Source organism: Shuttleworthella sp. (assembly GCF_057251025.1).
Window position 1 is genome coordinate 1 of the sequence record NZ_DBHIDN010000022.1, and the last position, 21,864, is coordinate 21,864.

General features: G+C 54.5%; 18 protein-coding genes. 8 read left to right on the forward strand and 10 right to left on the reverse strand.

Annotated features, from left to right (window positions below):
- Positions 1 to 423 precede the first annotated feature (423 nt).
- Entirely contained in the window at positions 424 to 2,154 is a 1,731-nt protein-coding gene (locus ACO5R6_RS06140; RefSeq protein WP_485626311.1) for an ABC transporter ATP-binding protein, read from the forward strand.
- Positions 2,151 to 3,872 carry an ABC transporter ATP-binding protein gene (locus ACO5R6_RS06145; protein ID WP_485626312.1) on the forward strand — a complete coding sequence of 574 codons (1,722 nt, stop codon included), beginning with the start codon at positions 2,151 to 2,153 and terminating at the stop codon, positions 3,870 to 3,872. Before ACO5R6_RS06140 ends, ACO5R6_RS06145 begins: the two co-directional genes overlap by 4 nt.
- Positions 3,873 to 3,920: 48 nt before the next feature.
- Here ACO5R6_RS06145 and ACO5R6_RS06150 read toward each other — a convergent pair whose 3' ends face one another.
- The 7 genes from ACO5R6_RS06150 to ACO5R6_RS06180 are packed head-to-tail and all read right to left on the reverse strand — an operon-like array spanning position 3,921 to position 11,595.
- The gene (locus ACO5R6_RS06150; protein WP_485626313.1) at positions 3,921 to 4,631 is read right to left on the reverse strand and encodes a hypothetical protein; all 711 of its coding nucleotides are present in this window, start codon (positions 4,629 to 4,631) and stop codon (positions 3,921 to 3,923) included.
- A 2-nt stretch (positions 4,632 to 4,633) separates the two neighbouring features.
- A complete protein-coding gene (locus tag ACO5R6_RS06155; RefSeq protein WP_485626314.1) occupies positions 4,634 to 4,801 on the reverse strand; it encodes a hypothetical protein in 168 nt (55 codons plus the stop codon).
- Positions 4,802 to 4,822: 21 nt separating this feature from the next.
- Positions 4,823 to 5,623, reverse strand: a complete 801-nt coding sequence (locus ACO5R6_RS06160) for an acyl-CoA dehydratase activase (protein ID WP_485626315.1) — start codon at positions 5,621 to 5,623, stop codon at positions 4,823 to 4,825.
- A 26-nt stretch (positions 5,624 to 5,649) separates the two neighbouring features.
- Positions 5,650 to 7,401, reverse strand: coding sequence for a 2-hydroxyacyl-CoA dehydratase family protein (locus tag ACO5R6_RS06165; protein WP_485626316.1), 1,752 nt, complete (start codon positions 7,399 to 7,401; stop codon positions 5,650 to 5,652).
- Complete coding sequence (locus ACO5R6_RS06170) at positions 7,391 to 8,617, reverse strand: 2-hydroxyacyl-CoA dehydratase family protein (RefSeq protein ID WP_485626317.1); 1,227 nt, start codon at positions 8,615 to 8,617, stop codon at positions 7,391 to 7,393. Before ACO5R6_RS06170 ends, ACO5R6_RS06165 begins: the two co-directional genes overlap by 11 nt.
- A 3-nt stretch (positions 8,618 to 8,620) precedes the next feature.
- Positions 8,621 to 9,403 (reverse strand): ATP-binding protein, encoded by a 783-nt coding sequence (locus ACO5R6_RS06175; protein ID WP_485626318.1) that lies wholly within the window; start codon positions 9,401 to 9,403, stop codon positions 8,621 to 8,623.
- Between the two features lie 11 nt (positions 9,404 to 9,414).
- Positions 9,415 to 11,595 (reverse strand): oxidoreductase, encoded by a 2,181-nt coding sequence (locus tag ACO5R6_RS06180; RefSeq protein ID WP_485626319.1) that lies wholly within the window; start codon positions 11,593 to 11,595, stop codon positions 9,415 to 9,417.
- Between the two features lie 439 nt (positions 11,596 to 12,034).
- Here ACO5R6_RS06180 and ACO5R6_RS06185 point away from each other — a divergent pair, with 439 nt between their 5' ends.
- The 4 genes from ACO5R6_RS06185 to ACO5R6_RS06200 all read left to right on the forward strand — a co-directional run bounded on the left by ACO5R6_RS06185 (position 12,035) and on the right by ACO5R6_RS06200 (position 15,745).
- Entirely contained in the window at positions 12,035 to 12,871 is an 837-nt protein-coding gene (locus tag ACO5R6_RS06185; RefSeq protein WP_485626320.1) for a PRD domain-containing protein, read from the forward strand.
- 56 nt (positions 12,872 to 12,927) lie between these two features.
- On the forward strand, positions 12,928 to 13,398 hold the full coding sequence (locus ACO5R6_RS06190; RefSeq protein WP_485626321.1) for a PTS sugar transporter subunit IIA: 471 nt from the start codon (positions 12,928 to 12,930) through the stop codon (positions 13,396 to 13,398).
- A 112-nt stretch (positions 13,399 to 13,510) separates the two neighbouring features.
- Positions 13,511 to 14,959 (forward strand): N-acetylglucosamine-specific PTS transporter subunit IIBC, encoded by a 1,449-nt coding sequence (gene nagE / locus ACO5R6_RS06195; RefSeq protein ID WP_485626322.1) that lies wholly within the window; start codon positions 13,511 to 13,513, stop codon positions 14,957 to 14,959.
- A gap of 219 nt (positions 14,960 to 15,178) precedes the next feature.
- Positions 15,179 to 15,745 (forward strand): rhomboid family intramembrane serine protease, encoded by a 567-nt coding sequence (locus ACO5R6_RS06200; RefSeq protein WP_485626323.1) that lies wholly within the window; start codon positions 15,179 to 15,181, stop codon positions 15,743 to 15,745.
- Between the two features lie 28 nt (positions 15,746 to 15,773).
- Here the strand turns inward: ACO5R6_RS06200 and ACO5R6_RS06205 are convergent, their stop codons facing one another.
- The 3 genes from ACO5R6_RS06205 to ACO5R6_RS06215 are packed head-to-tail and all read right to left on the reverse strand — an operon-like array spanning position 15,774 to position 19,189.
- On the reverse strand, positions 15,774 to 17,108 hold the full coding sequence (locus ACO5R6_RS06205; protein ID WP_485626324.1) for a GntP family permease: 1,335 nt from the start codon (positions 17,106 to 17,108) through the stop codon (positions 15,774 to 15,776).
- Between the two features lie 53 nt (positions 17,109 to 17,161).
- A complete protein-coding gene (locus tag ACO5R6_RS06210) occupies positions 17,162 to 18,307 on the reverse strand; it encodes a CdaR family transcriptional regulator (RefSeq protein ID WP_485626325.1) in 1,146 nt (381 codons plus the stop codon).
- Positions 18,308 to 18,340: 33 nt separating this feature from the next.
- Positions 18,341 to 19,189, reverse strand: coding sequence for an MBL fold metallo-hydrolase (locus ACO5R6_RS06215; RefSeq protein WP_485626326.1), 849 nt, complete (start codon positions 19,187 to 19,189; stop codon positions 18,341 to 18,343).
- A gap of 303 nt (positions 19,190 to 19,492) precedes the next feature.
- Between ACO5R6_RS06215 and ACO5R6_RS06220 the strand changes: the two genes are divergently transcribed.
- Complete coding sequence (locus ACO5R6_RS06220; RefSeq protein ID WP_485626327.1) at positions 19,493 to 20,431, forward strand: hypothetical protein; 939 nt, start codon at positions 19,493 to 19,495, stop codon at positions 20,429 to 20,431.
- A 31-nt stretch (positions 20,432 to 20,462) separates the two neighbouring features.
- A complete protein-coding gene (locus ACO5R6_RS06225; RefSeq protein WP_485626328.1) occupies positions 20,463 to 21,842 on the forward strand; it encodes a radical SAM/SPASM domain-containing protein in 1,380 nt (459 codons plus the stop codon).
- Positions 21,843 to 21,864: the final 22 nt, after the last annotated feature.

Below are 21,864 nucleotides of genomic sequence, written 5' to 3' on the forward strand. Positions count from 1 at the left end.
CAGACTCCTTCGGCGTGGAAGTGCCGATGTACCGTAAGATTGCCGAGGCGCTGGAACCCCTTTCACCTGGAGCACCGTATAGAAACAGCGAGTTCTCCTGTATATCTGCGCATAGAGGAGATTGAAATGTCAAGATGAGAAATCAGAGAACGCTTTTGCGCAATATGCTTTTCAGAGAGGCCCTTTGGGAGAAGAGAGATCTTCTCTCAAAGGGCCTCTTTCCATTTCCTCTCTGACGGATTCCGGGAAATCGGAGGAGGCCTTTTAGAGAGAGTGACGAGGAGATAGGGGATCAAAAGTACTGGAAGATATCAGATCGATCGAGTAGAATATAGATATAGGTTAGTTATAACTAACACAAGAAGGATTCCATCAATCGTTTCGAAAAGAAAGGGACGATTCAGCTTACAGAAAGGGAAGAGTATGATCTATAAGAAACTAAAAACCTATGCGCCGGACCGCCTCGGATTCGCCTATGGCGGAGTGGCCCTTGCCCTCATCGCCGCGGTTCTCTTGATCGCCAGCTACTATTATCTCTATTGTTTTCTGCAAAAAGTGATTGTTGACGCGGACATGGACGGAGCTCTTACCTTTGCCATCCGCATTGTACTTTTCCTGATCGCCAATGTGGTCGTGTACTTTCTCTCGCTCTGGTCCACGCATTTTCTGGCCTTTCGTCTGGAGACGAACTTGAAGAAGCAGGGGATCCGGCACCTGATGGAGGCATCCTTTCGCTTCTATGACATGAATGAATCCGGCCGGATTCGCAAGATCATCGACGACAACACGATATTGACGCATTCCAGTGTGGCCCACCTGATTCCGGATCTGACCTCGGCCGTTTTCACACCGATCCTGGGGATTCCCCTGGCCTTCTATGTGGACTGGCGGCTGGGAGTCCTGTATGCGGCCAGTTTTTTCATCGGCATACTCTTTATCCGTCAGATGATGGGAGATCAGGAGTTCATGAAGCTGTATATGGAGGCGTCCGACAAGATGAATGCCGGCGCGGTTGAATATGTACGTGGCATTCATGTCTTGAAGATCTTTAAGACCAGCGTGCGGTCGCTGGGCGAGTTTTACCGGTCGGTTACAGACTATGCGGATCTTGCTCTGCGCTACAGCTTAAGTTGCAGGAAGTGGTATGTCCTCTTTCAAGTCTTCTACAACGCGGTATTCCTGGTCGTCCTCTTCTTCGGTTACGGACCCGGAACCAATCCCAGGGTATTTCTGGCCAAATTCCTGTATTATGCCCTTTTCAACGGAATTCTCTATCTGGCCTTGAACCGGGTGATGTATCTGGGAATGCATATCTACCAGGCAAACAGCTGCATTGATAAAATCGAGGGACTCTTTCGCAAGATGGAGGAGGGGAAGCTCTCTGCAGGCCGACGTGACTGGATGGAAGGGACAGACATCGAGTTTCGAAACGTGACCTTCGGCTACGAGGAGAAGAAGATCATCGATCAGCTCTCCCTCCGATTGGAGGAGGGCAAGACCTATGCGCTGGTGGGGGCCTCAGGCTCTGGTAAAACCACGCTGGCTAAGCTCATCTCCGGCTTCTACCGCCTGGATGGGGGGCAGATTCTGATCGGCGGACACGACATCAGCGAATACACCGACCGGGCCCTGTCGCAGAATATTGCCAATGTCTTTCAAGATGCGAAGCTCTTCAAGAAGTCCATCTTTGAGAATGTGCAGATGGGCTGTCCCCATGCCGGGCGAGAGGCAGTCATGGAGGCCCTGCACTTAGCGCAGTGCGATGAGATCATTGATAAGCTAGAGCAAAGGGAAGACACCGTGATCGGCGCAAAAGGCGTCCACCTGTCCGGCGGCGAGGTGCAGAGAATCGCCATCGCGCGGGCCATCTTAAAGAAGGCGAAGATTGTCATCTTAGATGAGGCCAGCGCCGCGGCGGACCCGGAAAATGAGTATGAGCTCCAGAAGGCTTTCTCCAACCTCATGCGAGGCAAGACGGTCATCATGATCGCGCACCGGCTCAGTTCCATCACGGATGTAGATGAAATCCTGGTCATTGACAGGGGAGCGGTCATTGAGCGCGGGAGCCACAAGCAGCTGATGGCATACGATTCCGTCTACAAGAAATTGCAGGAGGAGTTCATGCAGGCAAATGAATGGGAGGTGGTCGCGTGAGTGATTTCTTAAAGCGTAAATTCGGACTGACAGACAGCGGGATTCGGGCCGTGCGCCGGGCAGCCCTCGCCTCTTTCTTTGTGAATGCGGGCTACATGGCCCTGATGCTGATCGCCATGTACTATGGGGACAATGTGCTAAAAGGACTTGTAAAACCCGCATGGTATTATCTGCTGATCATTGCCGTGACACTTGCTGTTCTATATTTCATCATAGACCGCGAGTATATCCTGACCTTCAACACCACCTATAAGGAGGCAAGAGCCCTTCGCCTGGAGATCGCGGATCGGCTGAAAGAACTGCCTCTTTCCTATTTCTCCCGGCATGATTTAAGTGACCTGGCACAGACCATTATGCAGGACGTGACAGACATTGAGCACGCCATGAGTCACTCCATACCGCGCTGCATTGCCTATGTCTTCTTCCTGATCGTCATGGCCATCCTCCTACTGATCTCCAACCCGCTTTTGGGGATTGCAACTCTGATTCCGATGGTGTTGGGCCTTGCCCTGATGTTCTTGTCCCGGAAGGCGCAAAGGAGGTGGACGGGAAAGTATTTCTGGAAAATGCGCGAGACCACGGAGACCTTCCAGGAGGCCATCGAGATGCAGCGAGAGATTAAGAGCTGTGGCTTCGAGAAGGAGAACTATGAGGCGGCAGCAGCTTCTCTGGATGCCGCCGAACGGCTGCGGGTGCGCGCGGAACTCACCCAGTCCATGCCGATCCTCCTGTCTACCGCGATTATGAAGTTAAGCATCGGTTGTGTGGTGGTGGTTTCCGCAGCCCTGCTGCGGGCGGATGCAGTCCGGCTGATCTATGTGATCGGTTTTCTGCTGGCATCCATGCGGCTGGTGGACGCGGTAGGAGCCGCGGAGGAAAATTTTGCAGAGATCTTCTACCTGGACGCCAGAGTCAAGCGCATCAATGAACTGCGGAATACACCCGTACAGACCGGCAGGGATGTGGAACTTGGGAATTTTGATATCGAACTGAAGGATGTGAGATTCGCCTATAACGAGGAAAACCGGGTGATCGACGGGGCCGGCTTTCTGGCAAAGCAGGGGCAGGTTACAGCCATTGTGGGACCGTCCGGCTGCGGAAAGTCCACCATCCTGCGTCTGATCTCCCGCCTGTATGATTACGATGACGGCAGCATCAGCATCGACGGCAGGGATATCCGGGAGATATCCACGGACGCCCTCTTCGACAAGGTGTCCTTTGTCTTTCAGGATGTCATCCTCTTTAACGCCTCCGTATTGGACAATATCCGTATGGGACGGCCGGATGCGACGGACGAGGAGATCCGGCAGGCGGCCAGAATGGCCAACTGTGAGGACTTCATCTTAAAGCTCCCGGAGGGATATGACACGGCCATCGGAGAGAACGGAAGTAAACTCTCCGGCGGCGAGCGGCAGAGGATTTCCATCGCGCGGGCGCTCTTGAAGAACGCCCCCATCCTTCTCCTGGACGAAATCAGCGCCAGCTTGGATGTGGAAAATGAGCGGAAGATACAGGAGGCGCTGAATCGGCTGATTGCGGGGAAGACGGTCATCATTGTCTCCCACAGGCTAAAATCCATTGAAAAAGCAGATCAGATCGTCGTGATGAACGAGGGAAAGGTAGAGGCGACCGGAAGCCACACAGAACTTCTGAATCGATCTCCGCTCTATCGCAGGCTGATCGAGAGGTCCAATCTGACGGAGCAATTTACTTATTGAGCAGAATGATGCAAGGAGACCGGCGCATCGGATTCTCTTCCATGTTCCTCAGGAGCTTGCCTCAAAGTGGAGCTGCCGTAGTTCCTCCACCTCGTCACAGATCGGGTGGAGGGGACAGAGGTCACAGTCCAGAATGATGTCTTTTAGGATGTGATCGAAGGCATTGGTGATATCGTTGACCTTGCGGCCTTCCTCCTCCAGCTGCCGGATGACGGGCAGCTCTTCTGTGATGAAGAGGACCTCTGCCCGGTTCACCGGAAAGGATTTCTTATAGTGGTCAATGATGATATTCCCGATGGTCGTAAAGTCCAGTCCCCGCGCAATGGCTTCCTTGCTGACCCGCACATTTTCGCGGTTCTCCATGCTGGAAGACAGGATCATATAGCCCTGCGGGAGGATCTTGAATCTGGCGAATTCCAGTTTCTTGATGGTCCGGTAGGCTTGATTGGGGTCTGTGATGGGATCAATATGCAAGAAGCTGATTCGGGAGAAGACCGTGTCATGCCGGATCTCGGGTAGGTCTCTTCCGTAGAGGAGGATCCGGTCTCTTTTCAGGAGGTCTCCGTTGCTGGTTGCCGCATTGAAGCAGACCCCTGGCTTGGTTCGGATTCCAAGCTCATAGGCCACGTCCCTCCGCAGGAGGAACTCATTCTCCCGGAGCATGGGCCAGGGCTTCCCTCCACCGAAGGGAAGCTCTCTGACCTTAGAGCCCCGGAGGAGGGCTCGGCTGTCTCGGATTACCTTGTCGTATACATTCATCGTCAAATATGGTCCTCGATCGTTTTGCTGTGGTGGAATTCCCAAAGCTTATCATATATGAATTCTACCAGCTTTGAGTCCGCGTTGGTGATGTAGACGACAAAGAGAATTCCGGTGAGAACCAGAAAGATGGCGAGGATTTTGCCCAGCAGGCGCATCAGATTTTTCATAGTGGTATCTTCTTTCTCCGTTTAGTTTGCCGCCCGGTCAAGGCCCTTCTGACGGGCGAATTCAGCGGCGCCAAGAGCGCCCATGAGCTGAGGATCAATCGCCAGGTCAATGACCTTGATTCGCAGAACCTTCTCGATGGCTCGCTTTAGGCCCTCATTCTTGGCGCAGCCGCCGGTGAGGGTTATGGAGTTCTTGGCGCCCGCTTTCTTCGCCATGACAAAGCATCTCTTGGCAACGGCCTGCTGAATCCCCGCGGCGATCTCGTCTCTGGGCTGGCCCTCGCCCACGAGGGTGATGACCTCAGACTCCGCGAACACGGTGCACTGCGCCGTGATCGGGATGACGTTCTTGGCGGTCAGGCTTAATTTCGAGAATTCATCCAAAGAGAGCTCGAAGGCATTGGCCATGGACTCAAAGAACCTGCCCGTCCCAGCCGCGCACTTGTCATTCATGGCGAAGGTCTTGACCGTTCCGTCATGGTCTACGGCAATTCCCTTGACGTCCTGGCCGCCGATGTCAATGATGGCCTCGACCTCGGGGTTTGTGATGTGGACCCCCATGGCGTGACAGCTGATCTCGCTGATATTCTCCTGGGCCTGGGGGACCTTGTTCCTCCCGTAGCCGGTGCCGATCAGGTAGGAGAGGTCGGACGCACTCTTGAGTCCTGCCTCTGCCAGGGCCTTCTTGAGCCCCAGTTCGGCACTCTCGCGACTGTTGATCTTACTCTTGATGGTATTTGATGCGACGATCTTGCCCTTCTCGTCGAGGATGACCGTTTTTGTGTAGGTTGATCCTACGTCACATCCGCCAAAATATTTCATATCTCTGCCTGGTCCTTTCTGCCTGATTACCATGTAAGTTCATCCGGATAGTCCATGTAGGTCGGATCCAGAGGGGTCTCCCGGAACACGTTCACCATGTACTTATTTACAGCGTCCCGCATCGCCTTTCTTGAGACGGTCCTGGGATCCATGAGGTCGTGGGATACCCAGATGAGATGGATGCCCCTCTCCCTGGCCTGGTCCTCGAAGAGTCCGTGCAGTCCGCCGAAGTTCTTGCAGGATACATGGTCGTACATGATGACAATGTTGGCGTTGAACTTCTCGCACATCTTCCAGCACTCATCCAAGGCGTTGACATATCCGCCGTTGGAATGGGATCGCATCATCATTCTCTCATAGGCCATCGCGATGTCCGCGAGGGCGGCGTCCGGATCGCCGATGTGGTAGAAATGATGGCTCAACATACTCTCCATGTCGACCAGAGTCTTGATTCCCCACACCTGCTCTGCCCAGGTGGTAAAGTGGGTGTAGTAGTGGGCGGGACAGCACCATACGATGGCCCGGTACTTGTAATCGCGCCGGTCTGCCCGCTTATCCTCCTCATAGCCCTTGAGCATCATGTCTGTAACCTTAAGGTCCTGCCGGGTCATATAGGGATCCAGGCAGGCGGCGGTCTGGAATTCGTACTCTCTCTGGAGAGAGAGCGCGCTTCCGGCCACCTGGGGATAGGGAGTGCAGTTGATATCCCACTTGTCTAGCATGCACTGGGTCGTCAGATTGTATTCCCTGGCCTTCTCCCAGAAGTGGTCCCAGTTCCAATGAACCCCATAGGTCTCTTCAATAAAGCGGATACAGTTTTTGACGTCTTTCACCGCGTAGTCCAGAGTCTCCGGCTCGTTGAATCTCTGCGGAGGCGTGAGAGCGAAGTGGGGGAGGTCTTTGAAGTACCTGCTGGTGAAGAGGGCGGCGCCGATTGAACCGTCGCAGGGCATGGAGCTGGTCACAAAGGAGGATCCCACCCGGGGGTAGTCGTCGACAATGGCGCATCCGACTTCCGCGGACGGAAGGGGGCACACATCAGGAGCAAGTCCCTGCCTCTCCGCGGCATCTACATAGTAGATATTGGCGAATTGGTCAACTTCCCCGGGGAGACAGACCGGGGACATGGCGACGTCGATCCAGTCAAGATCCGGGAAGCCGGCCATGATAATCGAGGGGGTCATCTCGTCGAACATCACCGTCTTGCCCCTGAGCCTGGCGGCCCTCCGATTGTCGGGACTGTGGAGGTTCGCGTCCCTCTCGAGGATATGGAGAATGACCTCGACGGAGTTATGAATGACGCCGAAGAACTGCTCCTCCGTATATCTCAGCTGCTTGCCCCTGAGCCCGAGCTTATGCCGGTCCAGCATATTGGCGGCCGTCAGGTAGGTCGCCATCCAAGGATAGCGGACAAAGGATTTGAGCAGAGCATAGGGATGAGGGCCCAGTGTCACGAGCATATAGCCGTAGAGTTTGAGCCATCTTCTGAAATCATAGGCGGTATCCTTGAATCCCTTCCACTCCCTCTGATTCAAGGACCGATAGCCCTCTTGATAGTAGTCTCCCTTCCCCTCAATATGGAGGCGGACTCTGGGCTTCAAGTAGTGCCTGGCATCTTCGGCCGCCCGCTCTTTCAGTGTGTCCTTGTTCTCTTTGACGTAGTCTATCAGAACAGGAAGGGCGGCTTTCATATCCTTTAGCATATAAGGAATATCGGCGGCAGCGCCCTCCAGGTATTCTCTTACGGCAGGAAGCTTGTCTTTGAATCTATTCAGCATGGGATAGGGCCTCCTTCTGTGCGGCTCTCGCCTTGATCTTCTTGATTTCCAGACTCTCCACGAAGGCCTGTACCCTTGTCTTGAGCTGGCCGGACGGCCCGGCCCGGTAGGGCCTGTCGATGGACAGGGTGGGAATGCCGAACTCCTCTGTCATAACGTGACTCTGCAGGGTTCTCTCATAGGACCAGTAGGTGCAGAATTTCATCTGCTCATAAATGATGCCATCGGCCCCGTAATCCGCGGCCAGCTGCCTGGCCTGCTCCTGCCGGTAGCGGATCTTGCGGTCCGTGATGTAGCGGGGACAGGCAGTCTGTTGGATGTTGGTCCTGACAATCTGTATGAGGACATCCTCCCGGTCGTTGAGTTCGATCCGCTGTCTTCCGGGAATCGACCCGTAGCAGAAGCGGTCCGCCACGATCAGAGCACCACTCTCTTCACAGAGCTCGATCATCTCGGGATCGTCAATCTCTCCGCCGACGATCACAAGTCTGGCCCGAAAGCGCTTCCTGGAGTCCGCTTCTCTGGTCCGGATTTCCTCCAGGGTCTCCCTCAGTCGGTCCTTGATCAGGTACTTGGGGCAGACATAGGTGGCCAGGCAGATTTTGTGGAATTCCGCGCCTGTGATGGGGGGATTGTCCAGCTTCCGGAAATTTCCGATTTCCGTAATCAGGTCGCAGATCTCATTGTGGTCGGAGACCGCCTGTCGCAAGGCCCGGTCTGACGTGTCGATCCCATACTTGTCCGCTAGGGGAACAAGAAGCTTCCTTCGCAATTGCTCGGCGACGTGCGTGACCGAGATCTCCTCGTCTTTTCCGGGGACATCAATATAGGTCATGAAGAAACGGTCATTGCCCTCTCCCACACATCCGAGGAGTTCCATGTTCTCATAGCAGCGGTTCATGCACTCGCAGATGTCTACGCCCGCAATTGCGTCCAGGAAGCGGTATCCGCCCTCTATGCCTCGCTCCAGAAGCGCTCTTACAAATTCACAGGAACTGCTCGCCAGATAGTAGGTGGCGATATCGGTAGATCCCATAAAGGGCGCGCGGAGCCTGACAGAGAAACAGCCGGGCAGGTTCATGAGGGCCTCCGGGATGTGGAAGCAGGTGTAGCCGATCGCGATCTGATGGTCCTCCTCCCGCGCCTTTCTCACCAGGTCATTATGGGCGCTCTCAAGGACTTTCTCGAAGAAAGCCATATGCTTTAAGTCTTTCATTACTCAGCTCCCCAGTCTTTCCAGTGCTCTTTTTGCCCCAATGATGGCGGGGGAATCATCCGGAAGATTAAGGATACTTCTTCCCTCGAAATCATATTCGGCCAGCAGGGGATCGGACTCGATTGCGGCAAGGCGTTTCAGACCGGCCAGATCGAGCCTGTCGACCCGAGACATATCCTCCACGCGGTTTATGATTACGCCGATCTCATCGTACTCGACCATTTCAGAGGCGACATCCGCAATGGTCTTGATCACCTCAACTCCCTTTTTGCTGGTGTCCGTGACCAGGATCAGATGAGTGACTCTCTCCATGACTCTTCGGTTGATTTGCTCGACGCCGGCCTCTCCATCAATGACAACATAGTCAAATTGGTCGGAGACCATAGCGATGACCTCCTTTAAGTAGGAGTTGATTCTGCAGTAACAGCCTGCCGACTCGGGCCTTCCGATGGCAAGAAAGGCGAATGCGTCCTCTTCCACGAGGGCCTCCGCGATCTTATAGCGGGACTCGGAGATCAGCTCCATGGCTGTCTTCGTGTCTCCTCCCTCCACATGCGAGATGATCTCTCCGCGGATATCGTCTAAGGTGAGATGGGGCTTGATCCCAAGGGCTGTCGCAAGTCCTATGGCAGGGTCTGCGTCAATGGCAAGAATCTTCTTGTCGGGATACTCCTCTATGAGGGCCTTGACCAGGGCCGCGGAAATGGAGGTCTTTCCAACGCCGCCCTTGCCGGTCAGGGCATAGATTTTGGGATGGTGTTTCATTCCTCTTGTCTGTCCTTTCATAATCGGCTCCACTAGATCCTGACAGCCATTCGATAGGCGGCTCTTGCGGCCTCGAGCACTCTTCCGGCCCTCTCGCTGTCGCCGATATTGAGAACCTCGGGAGCGATCTTTGCTTTGATGACATCATAGTAGAGTGTCTGATCGGGTCTGCCGCCCAGGGCCAGGACCACAAGGTCCGCATCGATGGCTATATCCTCCCTGGAGTCGCCGGGCTTTTTGGCCAGAGGATTGGGGATATTCTCGGGAAGCAGGGGACGCCAGGTCGTGTATGGATTTGGAACGTTTTTCGAGTTGTTCTTTTGCACGTGGACCCGATTCTTGCTGAAGGAGACGACCCTGGCGCAGTTCATCAGACTTACGCCGCTCTTCTCCAGATAATGGAGGAGGTGTCCTCGGTTGGCTGTGCACACGCCTTCCATGAAATCAGGCATCATCTCGATGACTGTGACCTCCCGGTCGTGCTCGTATTTGAGCCAGTAGGCAGTTTCACAGCCCACGACGCCGCCGCCCACAACGACAAGCTTGCGGGCGTCGCCGAGAAGCTTCGGATTCTCAAGCAGATCTACGCCAAGGACCCATTTCACCTGGTCGAGCCCCTCGAAGGGGGGGATGATCTCCTTGGTTCCGTAAGCGCAGACGATGGTGTCGTAGTTTTCCGCCTTGAGCAGGTCGAGGTCAACCGGCGTGTTCAGCTTGAGACAGAGGCCGTAGTTCTCCTCTGCCAGCCGGATCTGGTGTTTTAGGTAGTCCACATAATTGGCCACATCGAACTTGATCTTAGGCGCGCTTCCGGGATTCAGCTTGCCGCCCACCCGGTCGCTCTTCTCGAAGAGGGTGACTTGGTGCCCTCTCTTGGCGGCGGTGACCGCGAAAATGATTCCGGCGGGGCCGGCACCGGCAACGGCGATCTTCTTCTTGACTTGAGCGGGAATCACTTCCTCAGGGAGCAGATCCTCGAATCCGGTTCGGGGATTCACGGCGCACTGGGGATGACCGCCCAGGATGAATTCATTGACACAGCCCTCCTGACAGCCGATGCAGGGACGTATTTCGTCGACTTTCCCCCCATATGCCTTGTTACACCAGTCGGGATCGCTGAGCAGGGGCCTGGCCAGCATGATCATGTCACAGTCGCCGTCCCTCAAGGCCTTCTCCGCAAGGTCCGGATAACCGAGCTTGCCGACAGCAACGATGGGGACCTCCTCCTGCGCGTTGGAGAGGATTTTGTTTGCGGCGAAGTATTCCTTGGCGATCCTGGAAATGTCAAGGAAGCAGCCGGCAGGCATCCCGGCAGGCGGATGCGGAAGCCACCAGTTGTCGTAGCAGCCGATATCGACGTCGAAGATATCGACGCCGGCCTCAACCAGATGCTTCATGTAACTAAGGGTAGCCTCGATGCTGCGCCCCTTTCGGAACTTCTTGAGCGAGGGAACCGTATTCATTTTCTCCCCATAGGTCTCATTTAGGGCCAGGGAGAGATCGATGCGGTACATGATGGGGTAGTCGGGGCCGACCCTGTCCCGGATTTTCTTTATGATTTCGAGACCGAACTGCTCCGGTTTGGAATAGCGGCCCAGGAGCCTTCGGTTGAACGCAGGGTTGGTAAGCTGCTCGAGCAGGTAGCCCTCGTGCCCATGAAGGTAGACGCCGTCCAGTCCCATTTCCTTGGCGTCGGCGGCCGCCTGCCCGCAGTTATTGACAATCCTCCGCAGGCTATAATCCGTAAGTCTCAGGCAGGGAAGCTCCGGGATGTAGAAGTTGGGATTGAAGGAGGCGGACCTGGGGAGCTTGCCCTTGGTCATAAAGCAGGTGGGAGGCCCCACTCTTCCGAGTCCGGGCGTGAGCTGTACAAATATCTTGGAACCATAGGCATGAACGCCCTGGGCCAGGTCTCTCCAGCCGGCAAATACGGTCCTGTACCGGTCGATTCTGGGGAACATGGTCCTGTCACCGGCTTCTGTCACCGTGGGATCGATCCCGTGACTCACCGGGATCAGGCCGGTTGTGAGCAGGCCGACACCTCCCTTGGCCCTGGCGAAAAAGTACTCGAGCATCTTGGCATTGGGCCGGCCGGTCTCCTCGCACATCATGAGGTTCCCCATGGGCCCCATGACGACCCTGTTTTTGATGAGCGTCTTGTTTACCTTGATGGGAGAGAAGAGACGCTCATAGGGATAGAGCTTATTTGTCATTTTCGCACAGTTCTCTCGGGCGTTTTCGGGGTCTCCCCTGACCCAATCACCAAAAAATTCCTCGAGATCTTGCAGCTTTGCATCGAAATTCATTTAAAACCCCCCTGTAAAATGAAATCTAACCCTGCTCTTTTAGTTACATTTACTATTGTAACATATTGACCTATTTTTAATTCGTCAAGATCGAAGATCGAATTTGGCATTTTGAACAGGAAAGGAGATGGGAACAAAATGACGGAAATTTTTATCAAAATAAGAGTAAAATATAAAATATTGACAACATAGCCGATTCGTAGTACGATCGGACTATCAATACGGACGGATTGTTACCGAGAGGGCAAAACCCGATTTTACAGATGAGCTCTATAGATCTGTAAAATTTGGGTTTTTTGTTTTCCCTCTCAAGAGATAGGGGGCTTTCTCAGCGAGGAGAAAAGAGTTGTTCATAGAGGGGATTATCAACAACAATGTTGTGAGCTCAAGAGACAGTGAGGGAAGAGAAGTTGTGGCTATGGGCAGGGGGATCGGCTTTGGCAAGAAAAAAGGCGACCTCTTGCGGGAAGGCGATATCGATAAGATCTTTACGATCGAAGACCAGGACGCCCTGCGACGCTTCAAGGATCTATTAGCCGGGATTCCGCTTGCTTACATACAGGTCTCGAACGAGATCATCTCTTATGCCAAAGACAAGCTGGATACAGACCTGCATCCCAATATCTATCTTACGCTTACGGACCACATCAGTTTTGCGATCAGGCGAAAGGAAGAGGGGCAGACCTTCCCGATTCCGATGGAACATGAGATACGGCGCTTCTATCCTCTGGAATATCAGATTGGGACCCATGCGCTTTCGCTGATTTATGAAAGACTTGGATATCAACTCCCGGCAGATGAGGCCGCGGCTCTGGCCATTCATTTTGTCAATGCCGAGTTCAACATCAAGGTGCGCGATACCTGGAAGATCACCAAGATGATGGGGGATATTTTGAGGCTCGTCTCAGAGGAGTTCCCCGGATTTGAGAGGGAATGTGTCGAGAAGGACAGCTTTGTGGCGGGGATGAAGCTTCTGAGCTACCGACTGATCATGGCGCAGCCGATCAAGGAAAAGGGCGATGGGAAACTCCTCCGCTTTATTCAGGACCATTATCCCGGGGAATGGGGGATGGCCAGGAGGGTGAGCGGATATGTCAGAGAGGTCTACCAATGTCGTTTTACCGAGGAAGAAGAGCTGTATTTCGCAATTCAAATCAAGAGAATCCGTGATTTGACGGACTAGACTGAGCGAGTCCTCCGACGCGGGGACAGGGCAGCGATTGTGAAAGGGGCATTTGGATGTTTTTTAGAAAGAAGGAAACGGAGATCGTATCGCCGGTGAAGGGAAAGTTGATCCGGCTTCAAGACGTACCGGATCCTACCTTCAGCGAGGAGATGGTTGGAAAGGGGGTTGCAGTCATCCCGGAGGAGAATGAGATCTGCGCTCCTGCAGACGGAAAGATCACAAGCGTATTTCCGACAGAGCACGCCATTGGGCTCACGACAAGAGAGGGGATTGATCTTCTGATCCACATCGGTCTGGACACGGTCGAGCTCAAGGGAGAGGGATTTGAAGTAAAAGTCAAAGAAGGAGCAAGCGTTAAGCAGGGAGATTTATTGCTGGTGGCAGACCTCGAGAAAATCAGACAGGCCGGCTGCAGGCTGGAATCTCCGGTGATCATATGCAATCCGGACCAGTGCAAGAAGATTGTATATGCAGAACCGGCAGCAGTTGATCGAGGGGATCTTATCATGAAGTTCCTCAGATAAATGAGATCCGAGGGAAAGGGGGATTGTCCGGGCGAGAATGGGTGCCTTCCAACAAATGTTTTAGAGTTGCAACCAGAGAATTTGGGGTTTATGAGAAAAGGGGTAAATTCGTATGATGAAATACTTGCAAAAACTGGGTCGCTCTTTGATGCTGCCGGTGGCCTGCCTTCCGGTTGCGGGAATTCTTATGGGGATCGGCTATGCTCTCTCGCCACACGTGATGCAGGGCGGTGATATTACCGGGGCCATCGAAATCATCGGCTTCTTTTTGATCAAAGCAGGAGCCGCCCTGATCGACAATATGTCCTGGCTCTTTGCAATTGGTGTCGCCGTGGGTATGGCTGATGACAAGGACGGTACGGCGGGGCTCGCGGGCCTCGTGTCCTGGCTCATGATGACCACCCTGCTCGCACCGGCTACGATTGCAATTATGACGCAGGCAGAGGCGAATCCGGCCTTTGGCAAGATCGGGAACCAGTTCATCGGTATCCTGGCAGGTCTGATCGGTTCGGCCTGCTACAACAAGTTTAAGAATACCAAGCTTCCGGATGCGCTGGCATTCTTCTCGGGCAAGCGGTCTGTCGCGATCGTAACGGCCATGGTATCGGTTGTTGTATCGGGCATCCTCTTTTTTATCTGGCCAATGATCTATGGCGGTCTTGTGGCTTTTGGCAAGTCTGTTGTAAGCCTTGGTGCCGTCGGTGCAGGCATATACGCATTCTTCAACCGCCTGCTCATTCCCTTCGGACTCCACCACGCGCTGAATTCCGTATTCTGGTTTGACGCGGCGGGAATCAATGATCTTGGAAATTTCTGGGGCAACACCGGGACAGCCGGCGTTACAGGCATGTACATGTCCGGATTCTTCCCCTGCATGATGTTTGGTCTTCCGGCAGCAGCCTTTGCAATGATCCGGTCTGCCAAGCCGGAGAAGAAGAAGTTCGCAATCTCCCTCTTGGGGGCGGCTGCGCTCTGCGCATTTATCTGCGGTGTGACAGAGCCCTTCGAGTTCGCTTTTATGTTCCTTGCACCGGGACTCTATCTGGTATATGCCATTCTCTACGGCGTATTTACGACCATCACCGTTGCGCTCGGATTCAGAGCGGGATTTGCCTTCTCCGCGGGCCTTACAGACCTGGTATTCAGCTCCCAGCTTCCGCTTGCGCAGAAGACATGGCTGATCATCCCCCTGGGCATTGCGGCAGCAGTCGTATTCTATGCCGTCTTCCGATTCGCCATCAGCAAGTTCGATCTCAAGACTCCGGGCAGAGAAGATGATGCCGACAATGCGGAGGAAATGAAGGCTGTACTTACAAATGGAGATTATACGGAAGTTGCCAGGATTATCCTGGAAGGCCTCGGAGGCAAGGAGAATGTGGCCTCCGTCGATAACTGCATCACAAGACTTCGGATTGAGGTGAAGGATTATACCGCTGTTGATGAGAAGAAGATCAAGTCCGCAGGGGTTGCCGGGATTATCAGACCCAGTAAGACCTCGGTGCAGGTTGTCATCGGACCCAAGGTGCAGTTTGTGGCAGATGAAGTCAACCGACTCATCTGATTGATCAAGATATCGCGGAACTGTATATAAGCCCTCGCCTGACCGCAAAAGCCGGCCAGGCGGGGGCTTTGACAATGAAGGAGATGGGCAAAGAGCAGGTTGTGTGACCGGCTTGTTCCCGCAGGGGAGAAATGCTACGATGCTGCTAGAATGATTTCAGGCGGCTTCGTTCCAGGACAAGCGGCCGGGGAGATTGCTTTTTAGAAAAGGAGTGGTTTTATGAAGAAGTTCAAGATTTCCTATAATTCCCCCGTTGTTCTCAGCTTCGTTCTACTCTGTCTTCTGGCGGTCGCCCTGGGACAGCTGACAGGGGGGAGGAGCACCAGGCTCCTCTTTATGACCTATCACTCCTCCCTGCTTGATCCCCTGACCTATCCCCGCTTCTTTACCCATGCCATCGGGCACAGCGGATGGCAGCATTTCATCGGCAACGCCTCCTATCTGCTCCTCTTAGGTCCCATGCTGGAGGAGAAGTACGGGGCGAAGACCTTACTTGAGATCATGGCGGTGACGGCTCTTGTCACAGGCCTGGTCAACTATATCTTCTTCCCCTATGTCGCGCTCTGCGGAGCCAGCGGTATCGTCTTTGCTTTCATTGTGCTGGCCTCCTTTACAGGCTTTAAGGATGGGGAAATCCCCCTGACATTTATTCTGGTGGCGACCATCTTCATCGGACAGCAGATCTATCAGGGGCTCACTGTCGTCGACAATGTCTCCAACATGGCCCATATTGTGGGAGGCTCTGTCGGAGCGGTGACCGGCTACCTTCTGAATAAGAGGGCTTGAGACACGGCCTCTCTTGGCTGATCTGGGGTTAGCGAACGAAAATCAGTGACAGGATGAAGACAACCACAATGGTGGTGATTCCCATCACCCCGGTCATACCGGTCTGACACTTATAGGCCTGCTCTGTATCCATATCGGAGAACTGAGAGACAACCCAGAAGTAGGAGTCGTTGGCGTGAGAGACCGTCATGGATCCGGCACCGATGGCCATGATGACAAGAACTCTGGCAATCGGTGAAGTGAAGCCGAGAGAGTCCATCATGGGGACCATCATGGCAGAGGTGGTGATCATTGCGACAGTAGATGCGCCCATTGCGCACTTGAGAAGAGCTGCGATGATAAAGGGAAGGAAGACACCAACGCCGAGACCCAGGAGATTGGCGCTTAAGACCTCCGCGATCGGGAGCTTCTGAATGATCGCCCCGAAAGAACCGCCGGCGCCGGTGATGGCCAGAATTCCAGCGGAGTTAGTGACACCCTCGGTGATCCACTTTAAGCTGTTCTTGGACTCAGATTTGGGGATCAGGGTCATTGCCAGGAAGACGCCGAGGATCAGAGCGACAACCGGGTTACCGATGAAGGAGAAGAAGTTCTTGATGGCCCCTGATCCGAAGGGGGCGCTGGGGAAATCGCTGACAGACTTAAGAGCAATCAGGATGATGGGAAGAAGAATGGGAGCGAAGCTGTGAGCGGCGCCGGGAAGTTTACCGTATTTAGCGACAAGCTCTTCCACCGTGTTCTCGGGGTTGGCCGGGATCTGGACCTTGCTGGAGATCTTGCGGGCATAAATATAGGCAACCAGAGTCGCCGGAATGGAGACGGCAAGGCCGACAAGGATGGTCAGGCCAAGGTCCGCATTCAGGGTGCCGGCCATGGCGATGGGCCCGGGGGTCGGCGGAACCAGACAGTGGGTCGCATAGAGTCCACCGGAGAGGGCGGTCGCCATCACGGCGAGAGAGAGGTCGGACTGGGCGGCCAGGGCTCGCATAATGGGGCTTAAGATAACGAATCCGGAGTCACAGAAGACCGGAATACCCGTGATATAGCCTGTGATCGCCATGGTCAGGACACTGCGCTTCTTTCCGACAAGGTGCAGGATGGAATTGGCCATGGTAAGGGCGGCGCCGGTCTTCTCTAAGATCGTTCCGATAATCGTGCCGCAGAGGATAACGATACCGATGTTCCCCATGATGTTTCCGAAACCGCTCTTGACGGTTTTGATCACATCCTCCGTCCCGATGCCGCAGACCAGGCCGACAAGGATGGAGATGACCGTCATGACGATGAAGGGATGCAGATGGAATTTCTGTATCGCCAGAATCATCAGTAGGACCGCAACAAGAATCACAACCAGATAGAACATAAAAACCTCCTTACAAATTCCCTTTTCCGCAGGTCGGTTCGGCCTGCAAGTTACTATACTTCCTCCGCATGACAGGCAAGCAGCATGCGGATAAAAAGTTCTCTCTCGAATGAGGGCCCTTCGCCCAGACCCAGGATCTCATACAGGCGGTTCAGCCGGTAGAGAAGGGTGTTCTTGTGAATGTGAAGGGCATCGGCGGCTGCCTGTACAGAGCCGTTCATACGGAAGTAGACGTCGGCGTTCTCAAGCAGGATCTGCCGCTGCGGTTCAGTAACCGCCTGCTGGAGCAGACGGTCAAGTTGACGAATATAGTGGGATCCTCCGTGCTGCAGGATCTTGCCGATATAGAGCTTGCTGCGGGTGCTTGGCTGACAGAGCAGGTCAATCCCGGTCCCGGGCAGGGACAAGAGAGCCTTGGCCTCCATATAGCCCTCCACAATCTCATCGGCACTGGCGCACTGGTCACTGATGATCATGCGAAAGTCCCCCCTGGACAGGCAGAGCTTCTTGGCAATCTCCAGGAAATGGTCCGTGGTCCCGGAGCCGGTGGAAGAGTGGATCAGGATGAAGACATTGTCCTTGGCCCCGTATACATCATTGGAGGCGAAGACCTCTTCATTTCCGAAATGCCGGCGCAAGAGGTCATAGAAGCCGGAGATCCCCGATGGCGCGCTTGTCTTTAGAACGATGACGGTGACGGGAAAGCGGAGGCGGCAGGAAAGGATGTCGGACAGCTGCTCGATTTCCTCCCGGCGGTCAGGGTCGCCCAGAAGATAGAGATCCAGGAGCTGACTCCGAAGTTCCCCCTCCATGACCTGTCTTCTGGCCATAGCCTGCTGGGCGAAGCACTGTGTGACATAGACCCGAAGGAGATTGGCGGCATCCTGGACTTCCTCTTCCGGACCGTAGATCCCGACTACGCCCACGACCCGGCCCTGCCGGAAAATGGGCATATTATAGCCCTCCTTGGCCCCCTTGTAGGAAGACAGATTGTCCTTTGTGATCCGAACCGTCCGACCGGTCTCAATCGCCTCCTTGGCCCCCTGATGAAAGCTCCCGACCCGTTCACGCTCTGTGGACGCAATGATGGTGCCGGTCATATCCATAATGTTGATGGCGCGCCCGCGCACAAGGGAAGAGGTCGCCTCTACGAAATCCTGGGCGAGGTCGGAAAATGCCGACATGTCGATGCTCTTCATTGGTTCCCCTCTGTCCTTCCTCCGGTCACAGTCCTATTCCGGGAGGATCAAGCCGTCGCCAACCGCAAGGTGGGCGGCCTTGAGATCCGGAAAATCTCCACGCATGATTTCGGACAAGCGGCCGCCGGAACAGTGGTTGAAGCCGATGGTTCGGATTCCCATAGACCGCATGACTTCCAGAGTCTTATAGATCCTGTCATCGGACGCCTCCATCAGGTGGGTTCCGCCCGCAACTGCAACAATAGGAAGACGGAACGCTTCTTGGATACTGCTTAAAATATTGAGAATCCCGGGATGACTGCAGCCGACAATGACCGCAAGTCCGTCTCTTACCCGAAGGATCAGGCAGATCTCGTCCGGGAAATCATCCTCGATGAAGTCGTCTCCCGATTCCGGAGAGGAATCCGCCCGGACCATAAAACGCTTGGGAATTGTCTCAAAATCATAAGTTCGATGGAAGCGGTTCATGACATAGCACCGGTCTGTCAGCTTGAGAAGGCCGTCGCACTCCATGTGCTCAATCGCATGCGATTTGAGGAAGGCCCGGTCAAAACTGTTTCCCAGGTAGGTCATGCGGATCCCTTGTAAGGCGTATTTGTCCCGGAAGTACCCCTTGCCGGTGACCAGGGGCGGGTGAAGACCGGCCCGGATGAATGCCGGATATCCGCCGGAGTGATCATAGTGGCCGTGGCTGCCGATCATGTAGTCAAGCGAGTCCAGGGGGAGATTTAGGGCAAGCGCATTGTCAAGCGTGTGGGCTCCGGCGCCAAAGTCAAAGAGGAGTCTGGTCGAGGCGGTCTCGATGTAGAAGGAGAGCCCGTGTTCGTGGTATAGGCCGAGGTGCTCGCTGGCCTGATCGTCCATAACCGTCAGCAGTCGCATGATGTGCTCCTTTTCCAGAGGATCGAAAGGATAAAAGTAATTCTGTTATCAGTATAGTCAATGCAGGGAATTTGTTCATTGTGATGGGTCACAAATTTTGAAGTCGATATTTGTAAAAAAGAACTTTTGACAAAAAATAAGCAGAGATGTTACAAAAGATTAAAACGATAGTGGAAAGCCGGAGATCTGCGGTTTTTGGAAGAAATGATTCCCTGTGCTATACTCGCCTGAGGTGAGCGGAAGGAGACAGAAGATCTCCGCTTCGAGTGACTTTGCCGTTGACTGGATGGAGGCAAATAGAGAATGAAGAAGAGTCAATTGGAGGAATTCCGCCGCAGGCCATATTTCCTGCCGGACAGAAGCGACGCCTGGTGCCAGACCATCCGGTCGGCGTGGCAGATCGTACTGCTACTGGGGGTGATCATCAGTACCGATATCTTGATCGGAATGCTGTTGCGTTGGAAGGGAATGGCTGCCGTCATGGAAAGGCTGGCGGATAAGGGACCGGGATTTCTGCCCTCTTTTCTCCTGCCGTCTACCTGCTTTTTCCTGGCCTGGTGTCTGATTTATCTCCTGCTTGTCATGCCGATCTTGAAGAGGATGTTCAAGACAGGAAGCTACCTGGAGGAGACAGGGACGCGTCATGTTGGCTTCTTCGGCAATGAGCGAAGCGTCTCTTATGAGGAATGGGCCATGGCTATACAGAGAGAATCGTATTTCTATGGCAGCCGGCAGCTTACCTTCTTCTGCAGGGGTGCCAGGCTCAACTTTCACTATGAGATCGGAAGTCCTGAGGACAGGGAGCACATGGAGCAGTGTTATCAATTCTTCTGCAGGCACCTGCCCCTTGGTTTGCTTGAGAGTATGCCCCGCTATGGGCCCAAGCTGGGAAAACTCTTCGACCACAAGTACTTCTACGAGGAGGCCTTTAAGAAGAAGTTCATCCAGATCAGCATACTCTTGCTGTGTGGCATCATATTTGTGACCGGCTTCTGGTCCCTATCCCTTCCCAAGGCAATCATTCTGCCCTTCATCTACGCGGTTTTCTGTGGGGTGCTTCTCCATAACTATGATAAAAACCGTCGGCTCTATAAGGAGAATCAAAAGTCTGTCATGCGCATGACTATGGGAAAGGCGGAGGGACATGTGCGCTTTTACCCGGCCCTGGCCTTTGAGCTCATCTACTTTGTGGCGGTCTATGCTGTGAACCTGGGCCTTTTGTACCTGCTCTTTGGCCTGTGAGCAAGAGAGGGAGACCCTGTGAGGAGGCGCTATGCTGGCTGAAGAACTGTATATGAAAGAACATGCCGGCAGGGTCCTTCACACGACCTGGAATCCGGGAACGAGGGACGTCCTGCGCCTCCACCTGATCTTTCCCCGCTATGTATGGGGGAAAAGGCCGCCGGCGCTTGTCATTATCAACGGGAAGGAGTATCTGCCCCTTGCGCGGGCACAGGCGATCCTACTCGCGGAGGCCATAGATGCGGTGAATGCCCATGGACCTGTCTCGGAAGAGGAAAGGGAATCCGGCAGAGGCGGCCAAGGCTTGACGGAGATCTTGCAGGAAGCTCTGACAAGAGTGCGGCGCTTCTACCCCCGCAGATCCATCGAGCAGCTGGCCGCAGATCTTGAGATCATCCTGGGGACGGTTGAGGATATCAACAGGGGACGGGCTGTAGCTATCGAACTGGGGGGCCTGTCTCTCAGAGACATCGCCCCCTATATGACAGCTCCCCACCGGATGGACCTCATGGTCTCCGCAATGACAAAGGAGGGGCATTGGAACTGCAATCAGAGATGCGTCCACTGCTACGCGGCGGGACAGGAGATGGGGCAGACCCGGGAACGGTCTACCGAGGACTGGGTGCGGATCATTGATCGCTGTTATCAGGCCGGGATCCCGCAGCTGACCTTCACGGGAGGAGAGCCGACCATGCGGGAGGATCTTCCCCTCCTGATCGGTCATGCCCGCTGGTTCATCAGCCGGCTCAACACCAACGGGATCCGATTGACGGAGGATTACTGCCAGAAGCTGGTCCTGGCGGAGTTGGATCATGTCCAGGTTACCTTCTATGCGGCGGACCGCCGGGTCCACAACCGGCTGGTGGGAGGAGATCACTATGACCAGACAGTTCGTGGGATTGAGAACGCCCTGGCAGCAGGTCTCGGCATATCCACGAACACCCCCCTTTGCTCTTTGAATGCGGACTATATCGATACCCTGCGTTTCCTGCACGAGATGGGAGTCCGCTTCGTGACCGTCTCCGGTCTGATTGTGACCGGCAATGCCAGAGGGGAGGCGTCTAAGGCGTCGACCCTCCGCAGGCAGGAACTGAGCCGGATCTTATGGGAAGCCTGTGACTTTGCCTATGCCCATGATATGGACCTGAATTTCACCTCGCCGGGACTGGCGGACAGTGAGACCCTGCGGGCCCTGGGTCTAGATGAACCGGCTTGCGGAGCTGGTCTTTCCAATATGGCAGTCGCCCCCAACGGAGATGTCGTCCCCTGTCAGTCCTGGCTGTCAGACCGGCCCCTGGGGAATCTCTTGACGGACCCCTGGGAGAAGATCTGGAGAGATCCGAAGACAAGGCGGATCCGCAGACAATCGGCGGGCAATCTCCTTTGCTGCCCCCTCAGTCAGAGAGGTTGAATAGCAACCTGGGGTCCTGCCC